10 protein-coding genes and 2 pseudogenes are annotated in these 18,310 nt (G+C 71.0%); 5 read left to right on the plus strand and 7 right to left on the minus strand.

Annotation, left to right across the window (positions count from 1 at the left end; translation table 11 throughout):
- Positions 1 to 702: 702 nt before the first annotated feature.
- Complete coding sequence (locus OXG55_06040) at positions 703 to 978, minus strand: hypothetical protein (protein MCY4102807.1); 276 nt, start codon at positions 976 to 978, stop codon at positions 703 to 705.
- Between the two features lie 13 nt (positions 979 to 991).
- Positions 992 to 1,300 (minus strand): transposase, encoded by a 309-nt coding sequence (locus OXG55_06045; GenBank protein ID MCY4102808.1) that lies wholly within the window; start codon positions 1,298 to 1,300, stop codon positions 992 to 994.
- A gap of 259 nt (positions 1,301 to 1,559) precedes the next feature.
- On the opposite strand from OXG55_06045, the pseudogene OXG55_06050 reads away from it, so the two are divergent.
- Positions 1,560 to 1,885: pseudogene (locus tag OXG55_06050) on the plus strand (hypothetical protein).
- Between the two features lie 29 nt (positions 1,886 to 1,914).
- Positions 1,915 to 2,109 (plus strand): annotated as a pseudogene (locus OXG55_06055) (sulfoacetaldehyde acetyltransferase).
- Positions 2,110 to 2,145: 36 nt separating this feature from the next.
- Here the strand turns inward: OXG55_06055 and OXG55_06060 are convergent.
- The 3 genes from OXG55_06060 to OXG55_06070 form a co-directional block, all read right to left on the minus strand.
- Positions 2,146 to 2,871: a hypothetical protein gene (locus OXG55_06060; GenBank protein MCY4102809.1), complete on the minus strand. Its 726-nt coding sequence runs from the start codon at positions 2,869 to 2,871 to the stop codon at positions 2,146 to 2,148.
- Between the two features lie 97 nt (positions 2,872 to 2,968).
- Positions 2,969 to 4,867, minus strand: coding sequence for a hypothetical protein (locus tag OXG55_06065; GenBank protein ID MCY4102810.1), 1,899 nt, complete (start codon positions 4,865 to 4,867; stop codon positions 2,969 to 2,971).
- A 30-nt stretch (positions 4,868 to 4,897) separates the two neighbouring features.
- The gene (locus OXG55_06070; GenBank protein MCY4102811.1) at positions 4,898 to 11,590 is read right to left on the minus strand and encodes a hypothetical protein; all 6,693 of its coding nucleotides are present in this window, start codon (positions 11,588 to 11,590) and stop codon (positions 4,898 to 4,900) included.
- A 344-nt stretch (positions 11,591 to 11,934) separates the two neighbouring features.
- Here OXG55_06070 and OXG55_06075 point away from each other — a divergent pair, with 344 nt between their 5' ends.
- The 3 genes from OXG55_06075 (at position 11,935) to OXG55_06085 (ending at position 15,925) form a co-directional block, all read left to right on the plus strand.
- A complete protein-coding gene (locus OXG55_06075) occupies positions 11,935 to 14,712 on the plus strand; it encodes a hypothetical protein (GenBank protein MCY4102812.1) in 2,778 nt (925 codons plus the stop codon).
- A gap of 47 nt (positions 14,713 to 14,759) precedes the next feature.
- Positions 14,760 to 15,242 (plus strand): hypothetical protein, encoded by a 483-nt coding sequence (locus OXG55_06080; protein MCY4102813.1) that lies wholly within the window; start codon positions 14,760 to 14,762, stop codon positions 15,240 to 15,242.
- 83 nt (positions 15,243 to 15,325) lie between these two features.
- Positions 15,326 to 15,925 carry a hypothetical protein gene (locus OXG55_06085; protein MCY4102814.1) on the plus strand — a complete coding sequence of 200 codons (600 nt, stop codon included), beginning with the start codon at positions 15,326 to 15,328 and terminating at the stop codon, positions 15,923 to 15,925.
- Here OXG55_06085 and OXG55_06090 read toward each other — a convergent pair.
- A complete protein-coding gene (locus OXG55_06090; protein MCY4102815.1) occupies positions 15,922 to 17,640 on the minus strand; it encodes a hypothetical protein in 1,719 nt (572 codons plus the stop codon). The two genes, OXG55_06085 and OXG55_06090, sit on opposite strands and share 4 nt — an antisense overlap.
- Positions 17,641 to 17,820: 180 nt before the next feature.
- Positions 17,821 to 18,310 (minus strand): hypothetical protein (locus tag OXG55_06095; GenBank protein MCY4102816.1); only part of this gene is annotated, 490 nt, incomplete at its 5' end.

The following is an 18,310-nucleotide window of genomic DNA, read 5'->3' on the forward strand; positions in this document are numbered from 1 at the left end:
TGCTGGACGCCGTCCACGTCGCGGTCGTCGCCGATTGGCGGCAAGCCGGGTGGGCGCTTCCCCCTGTTGGCCGGTCAGGTGGTTAGGGTGGGGTTGGTTCTCTCGGTGTGACGGTAGTTGAGTTCGTATTGTGCCGGTGTGGGGAATCCGAGGCTGGTGTGGCGCCGGTGGGTGTTGTAGCGGGCGAGCCATTCGAGGATCGACCGGCGGGCGCCGGCGCGGTCGGGGTAGCGGCGCCGGTTGAGGGGTTCTCGCTTGAGGCTGGAGAAGAACGCTTCGGCGGCGGCGTTGTCCGCTGAGGGTCCGACCCGGCCGGCGGACTGGGCGAGACCCCAGCCGGCGGCGGCGTTGCGGAGCTTGCCGGCGAGGTCTGGCTGCCGTGGTCGGAGTGGAAGATGATGCCGGCGGTGCGGCCTGCGCGTGCGTTGGCGGCCATGTCGAGCGCGGCCGCGACGAGGCGGGTGTCGATGCGGTCTCCCATGGCGTAGCCCACCGGCCGGCGGCTGCCCACGTCTGACACGGCCGCCAGGTACAGCCAGCCCTCGCCGGTGCGTATGTAGGTGATGTCCGAGCGCCGGGCCCGGTCCGGGGCGCCGGGGGAGAACCGGCGACCGAGCAGGTCCGGCGGCTTCGGCGCCGACGGCGACGGTGTGGTGGCGCGCTCGGGGCGGCGGGGGCGGATCCCGGCGATCCGGTGGGCTCTCATGAGCCGCTGGCGCGCTCGGCGTTCACTTGGCGGCCCCTGTCTCCCAGCTCCGCGGCCACACGGGGCGACCCGTAGGCCCCGTCGGAGGCGGCGCGGATCTCCCTGATTCCTGCGACCAGGGTCGCCTCGGCGCGCTCTCGGGCCGTCGGCGCGGCCCCCTGGGCGGCGCGCCGGTCATAGAACGCCTGGCGGCTCGCACCTGCTGTGGCGCAGCACAGCACCGTCGGGAACCCTTCGGCCCCCCGGGCGGCGACCCGCCGATAGCGGGTCACTGTCCCGACTCCTTCACCCAGCCGCCGCCGCTCGTTTGAGCAGATCACGCTCCATGCGCAACTGGGCGTTCTCGCGGCGCAGCCGCGCCGGCTCGGCCCGCTCGCCGGTGGCGAGCCCCTCACGCTCGCCGCGGCCGACCCGCGCCCGGCGCGCCCAGTTGCCCAGATTCGACTCCCCGATCCCCAACGCCCGGGCCACCGACGCGATGCTGCGGCCCTCATCGACCACCAGCGCCACCGCGTCAGCCTTGAACTCCTTCGGGAACGACCTCCGCGCCCGGCCCGGCTCCAACACCGGCCCCGACCGACTGGCCTCTCGCATCCTTGACACGGCTACCTCCCAATCGACGTGACCGGCCAACGGGGGGAGGCACCAACGGCACAACGCCGCCGTCGTCTGCGTCGCCCGACGCCGCTGCAACATCATCCTCGCCATGCTCAAAACCCAAACCCCCCACCAGCCACCCCAACCCCTGCCCGCCTAGAAAAGGCTCGACAACAAGACAGGGACACCCCCCAAGCCCTCAACGAACACCTACGCCGCGCCCAACAAGACACTGTTGCCACGACCGGCTGAATCCGGTCAATACCTGTCGATCCGCTACACCGAACGCCTCGCCGCCAACGACATCGTCGCCTCGGTCCCTCACGGGGCGACAGCTACGACAACGCCCCCGCCGAGGCCACCATCGGGCTCGACAAGACCGAACTCGTGCGCCACCGCGGCCCCCGGCGGAGCCTCGACGACCTCGAACCGGCGACTTTGGAATGCGTCGACCGGTTCAACCGCCGGCGCATCCACCACCACAACACCGGCCGCGTCCCCCCAGCCGACGCCGAGCACCCCCACTACCGTCAACACCACCCAGGCCACCAGGCCACGACCCAAACCAAACAGCCCGCATGAAACCCGGGGAGGTTCACAACCGCCAGTGGGGCGCCGACGGCGTGCGGGTCCGCCACCTCGAGGACGTGGGGCCGGCTCTGACGGCAGCGATCGACGCCCAGATGAACGCCGGGCGCACCACCGTCCTGGAGGTGATGTGCACCAAGGAGCTGGGCGACCCGTTCCGCAAGGACGCCCTCAGCCGCTCCGTCCGCTACCTGGAGAAGTACGCCGACTACACCTGACCGCGCCGCAGGCCATCGTCGGATGTGGCCGGCGGTTCATCGGTCGGCTTCACACTTGATCTGGGGACGGCCGCTCCCGGGCGCTGCGGTGGTAGCGGCGTCGAGGAGATCCTGTGTGACGGCGGCGCCCGGGTCGGGCTGATCGGCCGGCTTGTTGAAGTGTGACAGGACGTTGATGCCGAGGTGCGCGTAAGCGGCGGCGAGGTCGCTGCACAGAGGCTCGAAATGCGCCTTCCACATCGCCCACGTGTCGCCCGGGCGCAACGTCGCCGCCGCGTCGGCGATCGCTTGCGCGGCGAGGCGGAAGTCCTCGATGCTCGGCAGCGGGGGCGCCGCGAGCGGGGCCGCGCCGCCGGGTCCATCGACGTTGCACCGGACCTGTGACGTGGACGCTGTGGGATCCGCTTCGGTTGCCGAGACGAGGCCCGCCCCGCTGATCGGATCGGCCCCGCCGGCCGCCGTCGGCCACGCGAATGCCGCGTCCATCTCCACGGCGACATCGGCGTAGAGGATCGCCAGCCGCGCGCACCGCGCGGAGAAGTAGCTCTCCCAGTCCGCCCACGTCGCTGTGCGCGGATTCGCCGGGGTCGCCGCCCGCGCCTGCCGCTCGACCTCCAGAGCCGCCACCGCCGCCGCGGTCCGCCGCGCCGGTGAGGCGCTGATCTGCTCCGCGGTGTCGTCGGCGACGTGCTGCACCAGAACCACCGCCAGCGCTGCGAGGCCCGCCAGAGCCGCCACAACCAGCAGCCACTCCAACGCCACCAACCCAGACTCGCCGGCGCGACCCCCACGCCGCGCCCTCATCCGGGTCGAAACACCGACGTCTTCACCGCAGCATGATCAGATGGGTCCGGCGGGGTCACGTGTCGTTGTCGCCTTGGAGGTCGGTGGCGATGGCGCCCCAGCAGGTGGCGGTGCGGTCGCTGCGCAGCGCGCACGAGTGGGAGAGGCCGGCGGCGACGGCTATGTAGGCGCCGGCGGGCGCGTCGGTCTGGCCGTCCTCGTTGTTTCCCCAGCAGGCGACGGTGGCGTCGGCGCGCAGCGCGCAGGAATGCCTGCCGGCGGTGGAGATCGCCGTGAACGTGCCGGCGGGGTCGTCGATCTCGCCGTATATATTCCTTCCCCAGCAGGCGATGGTGGCGTTCGTGCGTATCCCGCAGGAATGCCCGACACCGGCGGTCACCGCCGTGAAGGTGCCGCCCGGCGAGGGGTGGTTCCACCAGCGGCCCCAACACTCCACGGTGGCGTCGGGGCGCAGCCCGCAGGCGTGGCCGCTGCTGGTGACGAGCGCGGTGAAGGCGCCCGCCGGCGGGTCGGTTCGGGCGAGACGATTCTCGCCCCAGCACGCCGCGGCGCCGTCGCGGCGCAGCGCGCACGCGCCCGAACCGCCGAGAGACACGGCGACGAACTCGCCCGCCGGCGGGTCCAACTCGTCGTAGGGGAGCCCTCCCCAGCAAGCGATGGCGCCGTCGGGGCGCAGCGCGCACCCATGAAAGCTGCCGACGGAGACCGCCACGAACGAGCCCGCCGGCGGGCTGGTGTTGCCGGAGTAGACGCCATTCGGAATGTGGTGCCCTCCCCAGCAGCCGATCGCGGCGTCGGGGCGCAACCCGCACGCATAACTCAAGCCGGCGGAGATATCCACGAACGGGCCGCCGCCCGGCGCGTCCGACTGGCCGTAGAGGATCCCCCCCCAGCAGGCGATGGCGCCGTCGGGGCGCAGCCCGCACGAATGACCGCCGCCGGCAGAGACGGCGGTGAACTCGCCCGCCGGCGCGTCGACGCCGCCCCACTCGTTCAATCCCCAGCACACAACGGTGGCGTCGGGGCGCAGCCCGCACGAATGGTCCCGCCCGACAGAGACCGTGGCGAACTCGCCCTCCGGGGCGTAGGTGGGGACGACCGTTCTGGCCCATCCCCAGCAGGCGATGGCGCCGTCGGGGCGCACCCCGCACGAACGGTCCCATCCGGCGCTCACTGACGTGAACTCGCCCGCCGGCGCGTAGACTTGGCGGCCGTACTCGTTCTTTCCCCAGCACGCGATGGTGGCGTCGGAGCGCAGCGCGCACGAATGACCGTCGCCGGCGGACACAGCGGTGAACTCGCCTGTCGGCGCGTCGGTCTCGCCGTGCTTGTTCCATCCCCAGCACACGACGCTGGAGTCGGGGCGCAGCCCACACGAATGAGTGCCGCCCGCGGACACCGCGGCGAACGCTCCCGACGGCGCGTCGGCCTGGCCGAAGTCGTTCCAGCCCCAGCACGCGACGCTGGCGTCGCCGCGCAGCCCGCACGAATGCAACCCGCCGGCGGACACCGCGGTGAAGGAGCCTCGCGGGGGCCTGGCCCCGCCGTGGTCGTTCCGCCCCCAACACGTCACAGTGGCGTCGCCGCGCAGCCCGCACGAATGATAATCGCCGGCGGAGACCGCCGTGAACGCATACACGACCGGGGCCCCGACATCCGTCGGCAGCGGCGGAACCTCAAGCGGTACCACCAACTCGGGCACGGGTTCCAACGGCTCCGGTGCCGGTTCGTTCTCCGGGAGTTCCCGCACCGTCTGCGGGGCGGTCGTGTCGGGCGGGCTCGTGTTGGCGCAGGTCGCCGCGAGCAGGGCCAGGCCAACGAAGCCCAAGGCGAGCCGGTCGAGGCGTTTGGTGGGTGTGTGGTGTGTGGACTTGGGGGGTTCGGGGTTGACAGGTGCGTCGGCTGGGATTGTGTGTGTGGCGGGGATGAGGGGTGGGGGGGTGTGGGGGTTCATGTGGGACGCTTGGGGGTGGCTGGCGTGGTGTCAGGGGTTCGGTGTGGTGGGCGGGTTCAGTCGGCAGGTATGTGCGGTTTCGTCGTCGTGGACGGTCTTGTGGAGGGTGTAGCCCTTGGGGCATTCGTGGGTGGTGATGGTGAGGGCGGTCTTGGTGATGGTGCGCTCGCAGGTGTGTTTGACGGTGCCGGCGACGTGGTCCTCGTAGAGTCGGTAGGGAGGTTCGCCGGCGGGGACCTTTCGGCAGCTGGCCGGTGTGGTGGTTACGGTGGCGGCGATGGTGTCGGTCTTTGTGCAGGTGGGCGGGTCGGCGGGGTCGGCCGGCTCGACGCGGGCGTGGGCGGCGGGGCAGGCGTAGATCGTGGGCCGGATGGGGGCTCGGGTGGTGACTTTGACGCAGCTCTGGCCTGAGAGGGTGTAGCCTGGGGGCGCGTCGTCGCAGTCGTAGCTGACGGTGGGCGCGGCGGTCAGGACGCAGTCCGTGCCCGACAGGGTCCCCGCGCTGCACGAATAGGTCGTCGTGGTCTTCGGCGTGGCCGTCAGGACGCAGTCCGTGCCCGACAGGGTCCCCGCGCTGCACGAATAGGTCGTCGTGGTCTTCGGCGTGGCCGTCAGGACGCAGTCCGTGCCCGACAGGGTCCCCGCGCTGCACGAATAGGTCGTCGTGGTCTTCGGCGTGGCCGTCAGGACGCAGTCCGTGCCCGACAGGGTCCCCGCGCTGCACGAATAGGTCGTCGTGGTCTTCGGCGTGGCCGTCAGGACGCAGTCCGTGCCCGACAGGGTCCCCGCGCTGCACGAATAGGTCGTCGTGGTCTTCGGCGTGGCCGTCAGGACGCAGTCCGTGCCCGACAGGGTCCCCGCGCTGCACGAATAGGTGACCGTGGCGGCGGCGGTGAGTTTCTTGCGGCACAGATGGAAAAGGCCGTTGTAGACGATCGTGTAGCCCGCCGGGCACGCCGTGCCCGTCAGGCTGGCGTAGACGTACCTGTAACAGGAAGTGCCGTCGAGGGTGTAGCCCGACGGGCAGGAGTACGCCGCCGTCGCCGCCACGGTCTTGCGGCAATAGCGGGTGATCGCGCCGCCCAGCAGTTTCGACACCAGCCGGTACCCCGACCTGCACTCATAGGTCGTCTCCGCGGTCGCCGGCGCCGACTTCTCGCACCGATACCCCGCCACGCCCGGCTGCACGAAGAACCTCGCCAAGCGGTAGTCCCCCGAACACGAACGCGTCACCGTCGCCGTCGCCGGGACCGACTTGCGGCAATACTGGCCACCCAACGGGATCCTCACCAGCGAATACCCCTGCGGGCACGAGTTCGTCGTCTCCGCGGTCGCCGGCGCCGACTTCTCGCACCGATACCCCGCCACGCCCGGCTGCACGAAGAACCTCGCCAAGCGGTAGTCCCCCGAACACGAACGCGTCGCCGACGCCGGCACCGAGTCGGTCTTCGAGCAGGACGCCCCGCCACCGACCGGCGTGTATCCCTCCTCGCACTCCGGGTCCCCAAGGCTCGCCGTCGGCGCCGTGACCAGCGTCCGCCGGCACTTCTCCACACCGCCAACATGCACCACCGCATAGGGGGGCTTCCCGCTCGGGCAGCCCGCAACCCGCTCCCCCGGCGTCACCGGCACCGAATCCGGGCGATCACACACGAACCCCGCACCGACAGACCGCAACGCCCAGGGATGCCCATCCTCCGGACACACCCCCGACACCTCGACGATCGGATCCACCGCCACAGGAACCGTGCACGAACCAGCTCCACCAAAGCTCCGACTAGGAGTTGGAACACTCTCCTCCGCCCTCCGCGTATTGCCGCCCGGCGTCTGGAACCTCGCGGTCACCTGCTCGGACAGTTCACTGCGCATCCGCACACCCGCGCGCGCCGCTTGGACGCGGAAACGATGAGTCAACCGCGCTGGCAGGCCCGGAATCGTGGCTCGCACCGAGCAACTGCTCGGATCGGCGTCGACCCGATCGGTCCTGAACGGCGTCGCCGCGCGAAAGCGATAAACATGGACGTAGTAATCTGTCGCGCCGGGCACCGAACTCCACGACAGCACGACGTTCTGACCCTCCACCGTCGCGCTCACGTTCAGCGGCTTGGAGGGTGGACCGTACACAAGCGCTGGCGTGCCCAATGACCATAGATCGTCGTCGAAGTCAAACTGCCATGTCGCATTTTTTTGCGCTCCGCGCCGCGATATCTGCTCAATATCGCCGCGGGTGATACCGAATACTGCGAACTCGTGGCCCGTGATACCAGCGAGCGTAGCGCCGATCGATAGTTTCTGCACAAGCACGTCCTGCCCGTCGTCGTCTTGTACGGTTACTTCACCGGGGACAAGCCATTCTCCCACGAAGTCCCGGCTGAACCAGCCCCGATACTCCCACGGATCGGTCGAGCCCATCCTATGGCGGAACACCACATAGCGCTCCGCATTGCTCACATACCTTATTCCGTCGCCTCCTTCACCCGTATCCCCCGGCGGAGCGCCCGAATATAACCTCCACCCGTTCGAGCCATGCCTGACGAACGTCATCCACAAGCGCCCACCGGGATGATAGAGCGCATGCAGGTCCTTTAGATCCCGCGTTTGAATATCATAAGCCCTGCAAGTATCGAATGCCATCACAGACTTGTAGTGATCGCTGTTATTGCAGCTCTCTTCATTTGTAGCATAGTAATCTCCTAAGCCCAAGGCGTGCCCCAGCTCTTCTATCATGACTCGCCGCTTTATTGCTGCTGTCAGTGTTACCCCATTCGGACCCTCGTTATTGTTGCCAGCCATAGACGTGTAACTCCACGAGATGTAGATCTTGCCGCCAACAATAGTAGGAGGATTATCGCCTCGGATTAACGATGTCGCGCATGCCGCAGTTGATTCAGAGGGAGCAGTGCAGTAGCGGCTGATAGTGCCGTCACTAACGTATAGCACCTCAAGGACTAGTTTCTCGCCTGTCGGGCAGGACTCCTCCCACTTGAAGAGATCTCGCGCGAAGCCCGGGCGCTCCGTTCGAATTATGAGGTTCCAAGCGTTGATGCCGTTCTTGATGTCATTCTTGAATTTTGTGCTATCTTGTCGATTGCATACCGAGATTGGCTGGCCGTAGACCATGTTGGGGTGGACGGCGACAATCGCTTCCTTAGGAAGGCCACTATAGGGTCGCCAGTGTTTTTGGCTGGCACCATAGTTGAGATTTGGATTGCCGATGGTGAGTTGGTTGAAAAGTGTGTTTGTTCCGGTTGCGTCGGCTATGCGGGTGTTGGCGTTGGTGCTTCTGGGGGTGCTGGTGGGGATGTTTCGGCGGATTTCTTGACCGGTGATCCAGTCAAGGACGAGTTCGGCACCGGTTGTCGGTTCGGTGAAGTGCGCCGTGTTGCTTGAGCTGAGGCCGGTGAATTGCAGGGTGAGGCCAGCGGGAAGGGTCATGAGGACCCAGTCGTCTTTGGTGCCGAGGACGTAGGTTTTTCCGGGGTGCATTTGGCCGCCGTTGTATTCCGTGGTGTAGGCGTCCTCGGCTACTTCGATTCGGATGTTCGTGGTGGCGGTGGCGCCGGTGTTGTCGGTGGCGGTGATGGTGAGGGTGCGGGGACCGGCTTCGACGACGTTGACGTCGGGTCCGGCGGTGGCGAGGTCGGTGCCGCGTTGGGCGCAGGGGGTCCTGAGGGTGCCGGTGGGTCCGGTGCGGGCGGCGTCGGGGGCGTCGGGGCTGGTGATGACATAGGGGGGCGCGCCGCCGGTGACGTGGTAGGTGACGTCGATGTGGCCGACGCCCCGTCGGCCGCCAGTGGGAGTGAGTGTGCCTTCGGAGCCGAGGCAGTGGGAGGGCGCGTTGACGGCGACGGTGAGTTTCTCAGGGGCCTTGACGGTGACGGGGAGGGTGGCGGCGGCGCGCCCGGCCGCGTTGGCGGCGACCAGGGTGACCGTGGCGGCGCCGGCGGCGACGCCTGTGAGGGTGACTGTCGAGCCGTCAGCGGTGGCGGTGAGTCTGGTGGTGTCGCTGCTGGTGGCGGTGTAGGCAGCGACGATTCCGGTGAAGGCGTCGGCGATGTGGAGGGGGAGCTCTTCGCCGACGGCGATGGTGCGCGCAGCGGGCGTGCTGGCTCTTCGGGGCGCGGTGAGGGCGCTGATCGTGACGTTGAAGGACCGGGCGGCGCGCCCGGCGGCGTTGACGGCGGTCACGGTGACCGTCGTGGATCCGACCGCGACGCCGCGGAGGGAGAGTGCTGCACCGTCGACGGTGGCGGTGAGCTTGTCGGTGTCGCCGGAGGCGGCGGTGTAGGTGTCGATGCGCCCGTTGAAGCCGGCGGCGACGACCACGGCGCGGGTCTCGGTGACTTGGAGGGTCTGTGCGGCGAGCGGGGCGGCGAGTGTCGGCGCGGGCGGCAGGGTCACGGTCACGGCGATGGTCTGGGTAGCGCTGCCTCCGGCGTTGGCGGCGACAACGATGACCGTGGCGGTGCCGGCGGCGACGCCGGTGAGCGTGATCACCGAACCCGCCAGGGCGACGTCCAGGACCGCGCCGTTGCTGGAGGTGACCGCATAGGAGTCGACGGTGTCGGTGAAGGCGCCCGCCGCGTCGACGGTGGCGCTGTCGCCAGCGGTGAGGGTCCGCGCGGCGAGCGCGCCGGTCGCTCGGGGCGCGGGTGGGTTGACGGTGACGGCGATGGTCTGGCTGGCGCTGCCGACGGTGTTGGCGGCGGTGACGGTCACTATCGCCCGGCCCTGGGCGACGCCGGTGAGGGTGAGGACCGATCCGCTGACGGTCGCGGTCACTGCGGCGGTGTCGCTCGAAGCAGCGCTGTAGGTGTCGACGGCGCCGTTGAATGCGCCGGCCACGTCCACGCTGGCGGTGCCGCCGGCGGTGAGGGTCTGCGCGGGGAGGGCGCCGGCGGCTTGGGGCGCGGCGGCGTTGACGGTCACCGCGAAGGACTGCGTCGCGCTGCCGGCGGCGTTGGTCGCGGTGACGGTGACTGTGGCGGTGCCGGCGGCGACGCCGTTGAGCGTCACGACCGAACCGCTGACAGTCGCGGTCAGCACCGCGGTGTCGCTGCTTGCGGCGGTGTAGGTGTCGACGGTGCCGTTGAACGCCGCGGAGACGTCGATTTGCGCGGCGGCGGCGCGTGCGGGGATCCGCTGCGCGGCGGGCGCGGCGCCCCTTGTCGGCGCCGCGAGCGCGAGGGAGACGCTGAGGGTGTAGTCGGCTTGGACCCGGGGCGAGCGGGCGGCGGTCTCGACGGTGTAGGCGCCGGGCTGCAGGACCTGCCGGATCGTGGGGTTCGACGCGGCGCGGTCGTGGCCCACCGAGGCGAGCAGGCGCCCGCCGGTCCCGGCGCCGCCCAGCAGGTACAGGCGCGCCGGGGAGGCGCTGGTGAGGGCGATGCGCGCCTCGCCCGCCTCGGGCACTGTGAAGGTGGCGTAGTCGGCGTAGTAGCGGACCGCGCGGCTCGTCGTGGCGCGCAGGGACCGGCAGCCGTCGCCGCGCGCCCATGAGCCGCTGCGGGCGGCGGCCGACCCGGCCGCGACGGCGCCGAGGGGGGTGACGCACGCCGCCGGGGGGGTGAGGGCCATCGAGTCGATGCTCACGCTGAAGTCCCCCTCCCGGCCCGGGCGGTGCGTCGTGGCCGCGATCGTGTAGGCGCCGGGCTGCAATGTCGCCCACCCCGACGCCGCGGCGGCGCCGGGGTTGCCCCGCCGGGCGATGACGCGCCCCCCGGTTCCGGTGCCTTCGAGGAGGTGCAGGTACTTGCCCTGGGCGGCGGACAGCGCGAACCGCGCCTCCAGCGCCTCGGTCACCGTGAAGGTGTAGTACCGCGCGTAGTGGCGCACGGCCGGGCTGCTCGCTAGGTGCACCGACCGGCACCCGTCGCCGCGGTCCCACGAGCCGTTCTCAGTCGCGACCGACCCCGCGGCGAGGGCGCCCAGCGAGGCCGTGCACGCCGCCGGGGGCGACAGCGCCATCGAGTCGATGCTCACGCTGAAGCCCCCCTCCCTGCCCGGGTGGTACGTCGTCGCCTCCAGGGTGTAGTCGCCGGGCTGCAAGGCCTCCCACAGCGACGCCGACGCCGCCCGGGGGGTGCCCGCCGAGTCCAGGACGCGCCCCCCCGTGCCGGCGCCCTCCAGGAGGTACAGGCGCCTGCTCTGGGGACTCGACAACCGGAACCACGCCTCCAGCGGCTCGGCGACCGTGAACGAATAGTACCGCGCCGCGTAGCGCGCCGACAGGGCGCCCGCGCGGTGCGCCGACCGGCACCCCCCGCCGCGCGCCCACGACCCGGACTTGGCCACGACCGACCCCGCCGCCAGGGTCCCCAGCGCCACCACGCAGCCCGCCGGCAGCACCTTCACGGCGAAAGCCTGCGCGGCGCTGCCCGCGGTGTTCGCGGCGGTGACCGTCACGGTGGTGGACCCCGCGCCGACGGGCGTGACGGTGACCGCCGAACCCGACGCCGACACCGACACCACCGCCGCGTCCGCGCTGCTGGCGCGGTAGGAGGCGACGGCCCCGGTGAAATAGTCCGCCGCAGCGATGGTGCGCGCCGCGCCACCCACGGACAACTCCACACCCGGCACGCTCCCGGTCGCCGCAGGCGCCGCCACCTGCGCGATCACATGCTCGGCGGGAACCACCGCGCCCCCCACGGCGCCGGCCAACAGCGCCGCCGACACCACCCACGACACCAAAGCCCACCGACGCTGCACGCCAACGCTGCCCATGACCCGCTCCTCCGCGCCGCTGCCTGGGAGAGACGCCGGCCCTCGGCCGGCACAGCATGTCTAGCACACTCTGAGCAGAAAAACTATATTTAGTTGCTAAAATACAGTATTCCTGTGAGATGGCTGCCTGCCCCGTCTGTGCCTACGGGCCCGACCGACACCGGCGACGACCACGCCGGGCGCATCACGCGCTCCAGCCGCCCAGCCGTCCTGTGACGATCCACGAACCTCCCCGAATTGCGCCGCGCGCGGTGGACCGACATCGACAACGGCGGGGCGGCGAGGTGGGCTCGGTCCGCGCCGCGCGGGGGGCTCGGCGGCGGGTGGGGACAGCATTGTTGTTGGTGGTCGCGCTGTTGGCGCCGGTCGTCGCGGTCGTCGGGTCCGTTGACGCGCAGCCGCCGCGGCCCGCCGGCTCGGTCCGGCCGCTCGGTGTGCCGGTAGATCCGGACAATCCGGGGCTCTACGACTATTTCTGGGACTCGGCCACTCGGGCGTTCACCCCCGTGGACGACTTCGTGCGCGTGGCGCCCGGCGCCACCGTCGACCTGCACATGCGCGCCAACGACGCCGCGGGCTTCGGGGTGTGCCCCAGCCAGGAGGCGGGAGTTGTGGTCACCTTGCAGCAGTGTCGTGACCGGTCGTTGCACGTCTCCGCGGGCGGTACCTGCGGGGCAGCGGCCGAGTACGCAAACGGTGCCGGGGATCACGTTCTCGGCCACCGGCACGTGATCACCCTGTGCGGCGGCGTGTACGCCCTCGACGGCCTGACCATGCTCGAAGGTGGTGCCTACGCCGAGGTCGCCCCCAAGCAGGGAGCCATCACGAGCATGTCCGCACACGGCGCCGCGCCGCGTGGGGTCGTCGCTGTGACGGGCAGGACGCTCGGTGTCGCCCGGGCCGAGTACTGCATGACGAGTCTCCCCGCTCCGTGCCGGCGGTGGGCGATGATCGACATCGTCGTCGAGCCGCCGGGCTGGGCCGACGCCCGCGTCGTGGGGGTCGACGACGAGTACCGCCTCGAGTTGGACTGGTCGCAGCAGATCGCCGTGCTGCGGGCGCGAGAGCGCGGTTCCGGCGCACTCTGGAGCGACGCGGGCGCCGTCGGCGCCTACTGCTGCCTCGCGAATCTCGACTCGTGGAGTTTCGACCTGCGATTGCCGGTCATGGTCGGCAGCGAGAACGTCGCGACGGGCCGGGACGAGGTCGTGTTCTACGACGCGGCGGGAGCGGCGCTGGGCCGGACGCCGTGCCTGCCCCTGTACTGCGACCAGATCGTCCCCAAGAACCCGGCCGTCACGCGTTGGCAGGCCGGTGCGGCCGGCTCGATCGGCGTGGACGTGGAGGCGGTCGGCAAGAGCCTGCACGTCGCCCTGTGGGGCGACCCGACCGGCCAGGCGGGCGTCGGGCCCCGGTCCGGCGGCGTCGTCACGCCGGTGATCAGCTACTGCCTGGCGCACTGGCAGCAGCGCTGCGACTCCTCGACGTGCGCCAGGGCCACCTACCGCGACGCCCCGAACCTGAACTTGCGGCGTTGGATGAGGGGCGTGCCGTCGAGCGCGTACGTGGCGACGACCAATTGCCCGGCTCCCGCCGAGGTGTCCATCGAGGTGGCGGACGTCACGCCGCTCACGTTCGACCTGCAGGACTTCGCATTCGTCCCACCGGCGGCGGTCGACACGCCCGCCGCGCCGCCTCGGGGCGCCCCGCCCTGGACGTACCGGCCCGGCCCCGCCAAATTCGCCCCGGGTGCTGCGGACCCGCTGTTCTGGTGCTTCCCGGGCCGCTTCCTGGACAGCGCCCTCGGCGACCTCGAGGGCGACGCCGCGCGGTGGATCGACGACCCGGCGACGACAGCAGTGCCGGCGGCGCGCGTCGCCCGCTTCGGCCGCTACTACGACGGCCTCGACGCCGACGGCGACAACGTGGCCGCATGGCCCGCCCTGACCGCCCGCGCCGTCGATCCTGTCACCCTCGCGGTCCTCAACCGCGACGATCTCATCCCGCTGATCGCCGAACGCGAATACGAGGCGACCCTGCTCAATCCCGCCGCGTTCCCCGACCGGGACCCCACGCTCGGCGCCGTGTGGGTCGCCGCAGCCCGACAGATCTACGAGGAGTTCGCGGACCCCTCCAATTTCGCCGCCAATCACGAGCGGCACTACGCGGCGCTCAACCCGTCGGCTGTCGCGCCCTTCCCGCCTCCCCCGCCGGCGCCGGCCACGCTCGACGATTTCATCCACGACTACGCCGACCCGGCGGGCGTCTGGCACGTCGCCTACCCGACCGTCAGTCCCGACCCGCTGTTCGACTTCGCCGGCGACCGCGACGCCAGGGTCTTCGCCGAGTACGACATCCTGTTCGGGAACGAGTGGAACCGCGAGCCGCTCTGGCAGGGACTCGTCCGGTCCGAGTATCAGGACGACCACGACGCGGCCGGCGAAGGCGGCGGCCCCCTACGCCCGGTCGATCACCGGCTTCTCGAGGACCCGTCCGCGCAGGAGCGATCCTGCCTGGCGGCGGGGACGACGACACGGATCGTGGGAGCCTGGGGCACCTATCCCGGAGCGGCGAACTGGGGCGATCCGACGCACGGCCTGTGCGGCTTCGGTCTCGGCTCCGCCTCCCTTCCGCCGCCGGCGGACCCCCCGACGGGGCCCCTCGCCTGGCACCGGCGCGACGCCGACTGTCCCGCCGACGCGCCGGTGCCCGGGTCGGCGTCCCTGCCGCAGGTCTGGCTGCGCGACGATCCCTCCGACGACATCTACGATCCGCGCCTGGGCGCCGCCTGGGAGAAGGCTCTGGCAGGGGCCCCGGCGTGCCGTGACGCCCGCCAGTGCGACGCCTGGGCCCCGCCGATACCCGGCTACTACCAGGTACGCGTGCGCATCGAGCGCTCGCCCGCGAACCCCTTCGCCTGCGCGCCGATCACCTTCGGCGAACCCGCGCCCAGCCCGGAGTGCGCCTACCACCACTACCTCACCGACCGGACCAGAATGTTCCTGCCGCCCGGATGGCCCGACTACTGGGGCCCGCCCCCGGAACCGAACAGCCCGCCGCCCGCCATCGAGTTCGACGACCTCGTCTGGATCACCGACCTGCGCGCCGACGCGGCCCAGTGACACACCCGGCTACAACACGGGGTGCCGCTGCTACGGGAGGCAGAGGAGTGGCCGAGTCCCTCGTCTGGGCAGCGGTGGCTGTGTGGGCGGCCCTGGGCGTTCACGCCTCGGTGACCGATTTGCGTCACGGCATCATCCAGCGGCGCGCCGTCTGGAGCGCGGGCACCGGCACGGCGGCTCTGCTGGGCGCCGCGGCGGGCGTCGGCGGGGATCCTGGCCGTTTCGGCTGGGCCGTCGCCGCCGCGGCGATCGTCGGCCTGGTGCTCGAGGTGTGCTACCGGCTGGCGCCCGGCAGGCTCGGGTTCGGCGACGTGCGACTCATCGTCGCCAACAGCGTGCTGGCGGGTTGGTGGGGCCCCGAGTGGCCATGGTGGGCGTTGGGCGCCGGGGCGGTGGCGGCATGGCCCGCCGCGCTGCGAGGCGTCCTGCGCGACGGCAAACAGGCGCGGGTCCGCTGGGCGCCCGGCCTGGCGGCCGGCGCCGCGGGCGTGGTCGCGTACCTCCTCTGGTCCGTCGGCCCGGCCGGATGAGGCCCCGACCCAAGCCGGCTTGGCCGAGCGCCCAGGTGTAGCGAGATTACGATAGTCCTGTCTATATCCGATACTCTGGTGCCGTGCGTCATGTCGTCTGCCGCAACGCGGGCCGGTCGGCCGGACGCGACGACCGGGGCGACTCGCTGGCGTTCCTGGTGATCTGGCCGACGCTGCTCGTGGCGATCCTGGTCCTGCTCGTCCACGCATTCATCGTTAGCAACGCCCGCGCCGAGGCGGAGGTGGCGGCCTCGGCCGGATTGCGGGCGGCGTGGCGCGCGGCCGCGGACGCCGACTTCCTGCACGAACCCGGCACGACGAGGCGATATGCAGGCGAGGCGCCCCATCCGGCGGCGCGGCAGATGGCGCGCCGCGCGAGGGACGCCGTCGCCCGGGTGGCGGCAGAGGAGGACGGCTGGCGGTGGTGGACGCCGGGCGTCGCCGAGGTGCGCAGCGACTGGTGCGCCGCCGATCCGGCTGCCCGCCCGTCCGATCCGACGGATCCGGGGTGGGTGCGCGTGGTGGTCTCCGGTGAGGTGTTCGGGCCGGCGGCCGCCCTGTGGCCGAACCGTCTCGCCCGGGTCCACGCAGTGGCGACGGGACCGGCGGCGATCGACGCCGGCCCCCAGCAGTTGGCGCACTGGGGCTCATCGGGCGTGCCCGGCTCCCTGCCGTCCTGCTAGGCGGAACGTTCGATGTCGGATCGTGTTGGGGGCGGCCGAGGGGCTCTGCCGCCTCGGAGGTCGGTGGCGACGGCGCCCCAGCAGGTGGCGGTGCGGTCGCTGCGCAGCGCGCACGAATGCGAACGGCCGGCGGCGACGGCGATGTAGGCGCCGGTTGGCGCGTCGGTCTGGCCGTGCTCGTTCCCTCCCCAACAGGCGACGGTGGCGTTGCTGCGCAGCCCGCACGCATGCACGCCGGCGACGGTGATCGCCGTGAAGGCGCCGGCGGGGGGGTCGGTCTGGCCGTGCTCGTTGTCGCCCCAGCAGGCGACGGTGGCGTTCGTGCGCAGCCCGCAGGCATGCCCGCGGCCGACGGCCACCGCCGTGAAGGCGCCCTGCGGCGGGGAGTTGTTGTAGAAGTGCAAGCTGTAGCCCCAACACTCGACGGCGGCATCGGGGCGCAGCCCGCACGCGTACTCGCCGCCGGCGGAGATCGCCGTGAAGGCGCCCTCCGGCGGATCGGGTGTGCCGAAGGTGTTGTTGCCCCAGCACGCCGCGGTGCCGTCTCGGCGCAGGCCGCAGGAACTGTCCCGGCCGCCCCTGCTGAGAGACACAGCGGCGAAGGAGCCCTCCGGCGCGTCGGTATCGCCGTCGGCGTGATTTCCCCAGCACGAGATCGAACCGTCAGGGCGCAGACCGCACGCATGAAGCTTGCCGGCGGCGACCGCGACGAATTCGCCCTCCGGCGGGCTGAGATTGCCGAGGTATATCCCGTCAGCGTCGTGCCGATCGCCCCAACACCCAGCGGTGGCGTCGGGGCGCAGGCCGCACGCGAAGTTCAAGCCGGCGGCGATGGCGACGAACGGGCCCTGCGGCGGCAGGTCCAGTTGGCCGTAGTCGTCCCGTCCCCAGCATCCAACGGTGGCGTCGGGACGCAAACCGCAGCCATAGTCCCAGCCGGTGGAGATCGCGACGAACTCGCCCGCCGGCGCGTCGGTGCGGCCGTAGCCGGGGTAGCCCCAGCACGCGATGGTGCCGTCGCCGCGCAGCCCGCACGCATACCGCCCGCCGGCGGAGACCGCGACGAACTCGCCGTCCGACGCGTCGGTTCGCCGGATCAGGTCTCCCCAGCACGCGACGGTGCCGTCGCGGGCCAACCCGCACGAGAGATAGCTGCCCGCGGACACTGCGGCGAATTCGCCCGCCGGCGCGTCGGTCTGGCCCAACTCGTTCTGGCCCCAGCACACAACGGTGGCGTCGCCGCGCACGCCACAGGAATGCGAGTAGCCGGCCGAGACCGCGGCGAATTCGCCCGCCGGCGCGTCGGTTTGGCCGGACTCGTTCTGGCCCCAGCAGGCGACGGTGGCGTCGCCGCGCAGCCCGCACGAATGGGAAACACCCGCGGACACCGCAGTGAATCCGCCTGCGGGCGCGTCGGCCTCGCCGTACTCGTTCTGGCCCCAGCACGCGACGGTGGCGTCGCCGCGCACGCCACAGGAATGCGAGTAGCCGGCGGAGACCGCCACGAAAGACCCCTGCGGAGGTCTGGCCTGACCTGAATCGTTCCGCCCCCAGCACACAACGGTGGCATCGCCGCGCAGCCCGCACGTATGCGAACCGCCCGCGGAGATCGCCGTGAACGCATACCGGACCGGCTCGACCGGTTCGCCGACCCCCGCCGGAAGCGCCGGAACATCAAGCAGCACATCGGTGCACGCCGATGCGAGCAGCGCCAAACCAACCGCGGCGAGCCAGCCAATACGGGTCATCCGTGCGGGGTGTGCCGCGGCGCGACGCCATCGGTGTGCGGGCTCGGGGGAGGGGTTGGGTGCGTCGGCTGGGGTTGTGTGTGCGGTGCCGTTGGGGTGTGAGGGGGTGTGAGGGTTCATGGCGGCGGTTTGGCGATACTCATTGCGTTAGTTCGGTGTGGTGGGTGGGTTCAGTCGGCAGGTGTGTTCGGTTTCGTCGTCGTGGACGGTTTTGTGGAGGGTGTAGCCCTTGGGGCATTTGTGGGTGGTGACGGTGAGGGCGGTCTTGGTGGTGGTGCGCTGGCAGGTGTGTTTGACGGTGCCGGCGACGTGGTCTTCGTAGAGTTGGTAGGGGGGTTCGCCGGCGGGGACTTTTCGGCAGCTGCGTGGCGTGGTGGTGACGGTGGCGTCAATGGTGTCGGTCTTTGTGCAGGTGGGCGGGTCGGCGGGGTCGGCCGGTTCGACGGGGGCGTGGGTGGCGGGGCAGGTGTAGATCGTGGGCCGGGTGGGGGCTCGGGTGGTGACTTTGACGCAGTTCTGGCCTGAGAGGGTGTAGCCGGTTGGCGCGTCGTCGCAGTCGTAGGTGACGGTGGGTGGCTCAGTGAGGATGCAGTTCGAGCCGGACAGGGTCCCCGTGCTGCACGAGTAGGTCGTCGTC

The organism is bacterium (assembly GCA_026708055.1).
Taxonomy (GTDB): Bacteria; Actinomycetota; Acidimicrobiia; order Acidimicrobiales; family CATQHL01; genus VXNF01.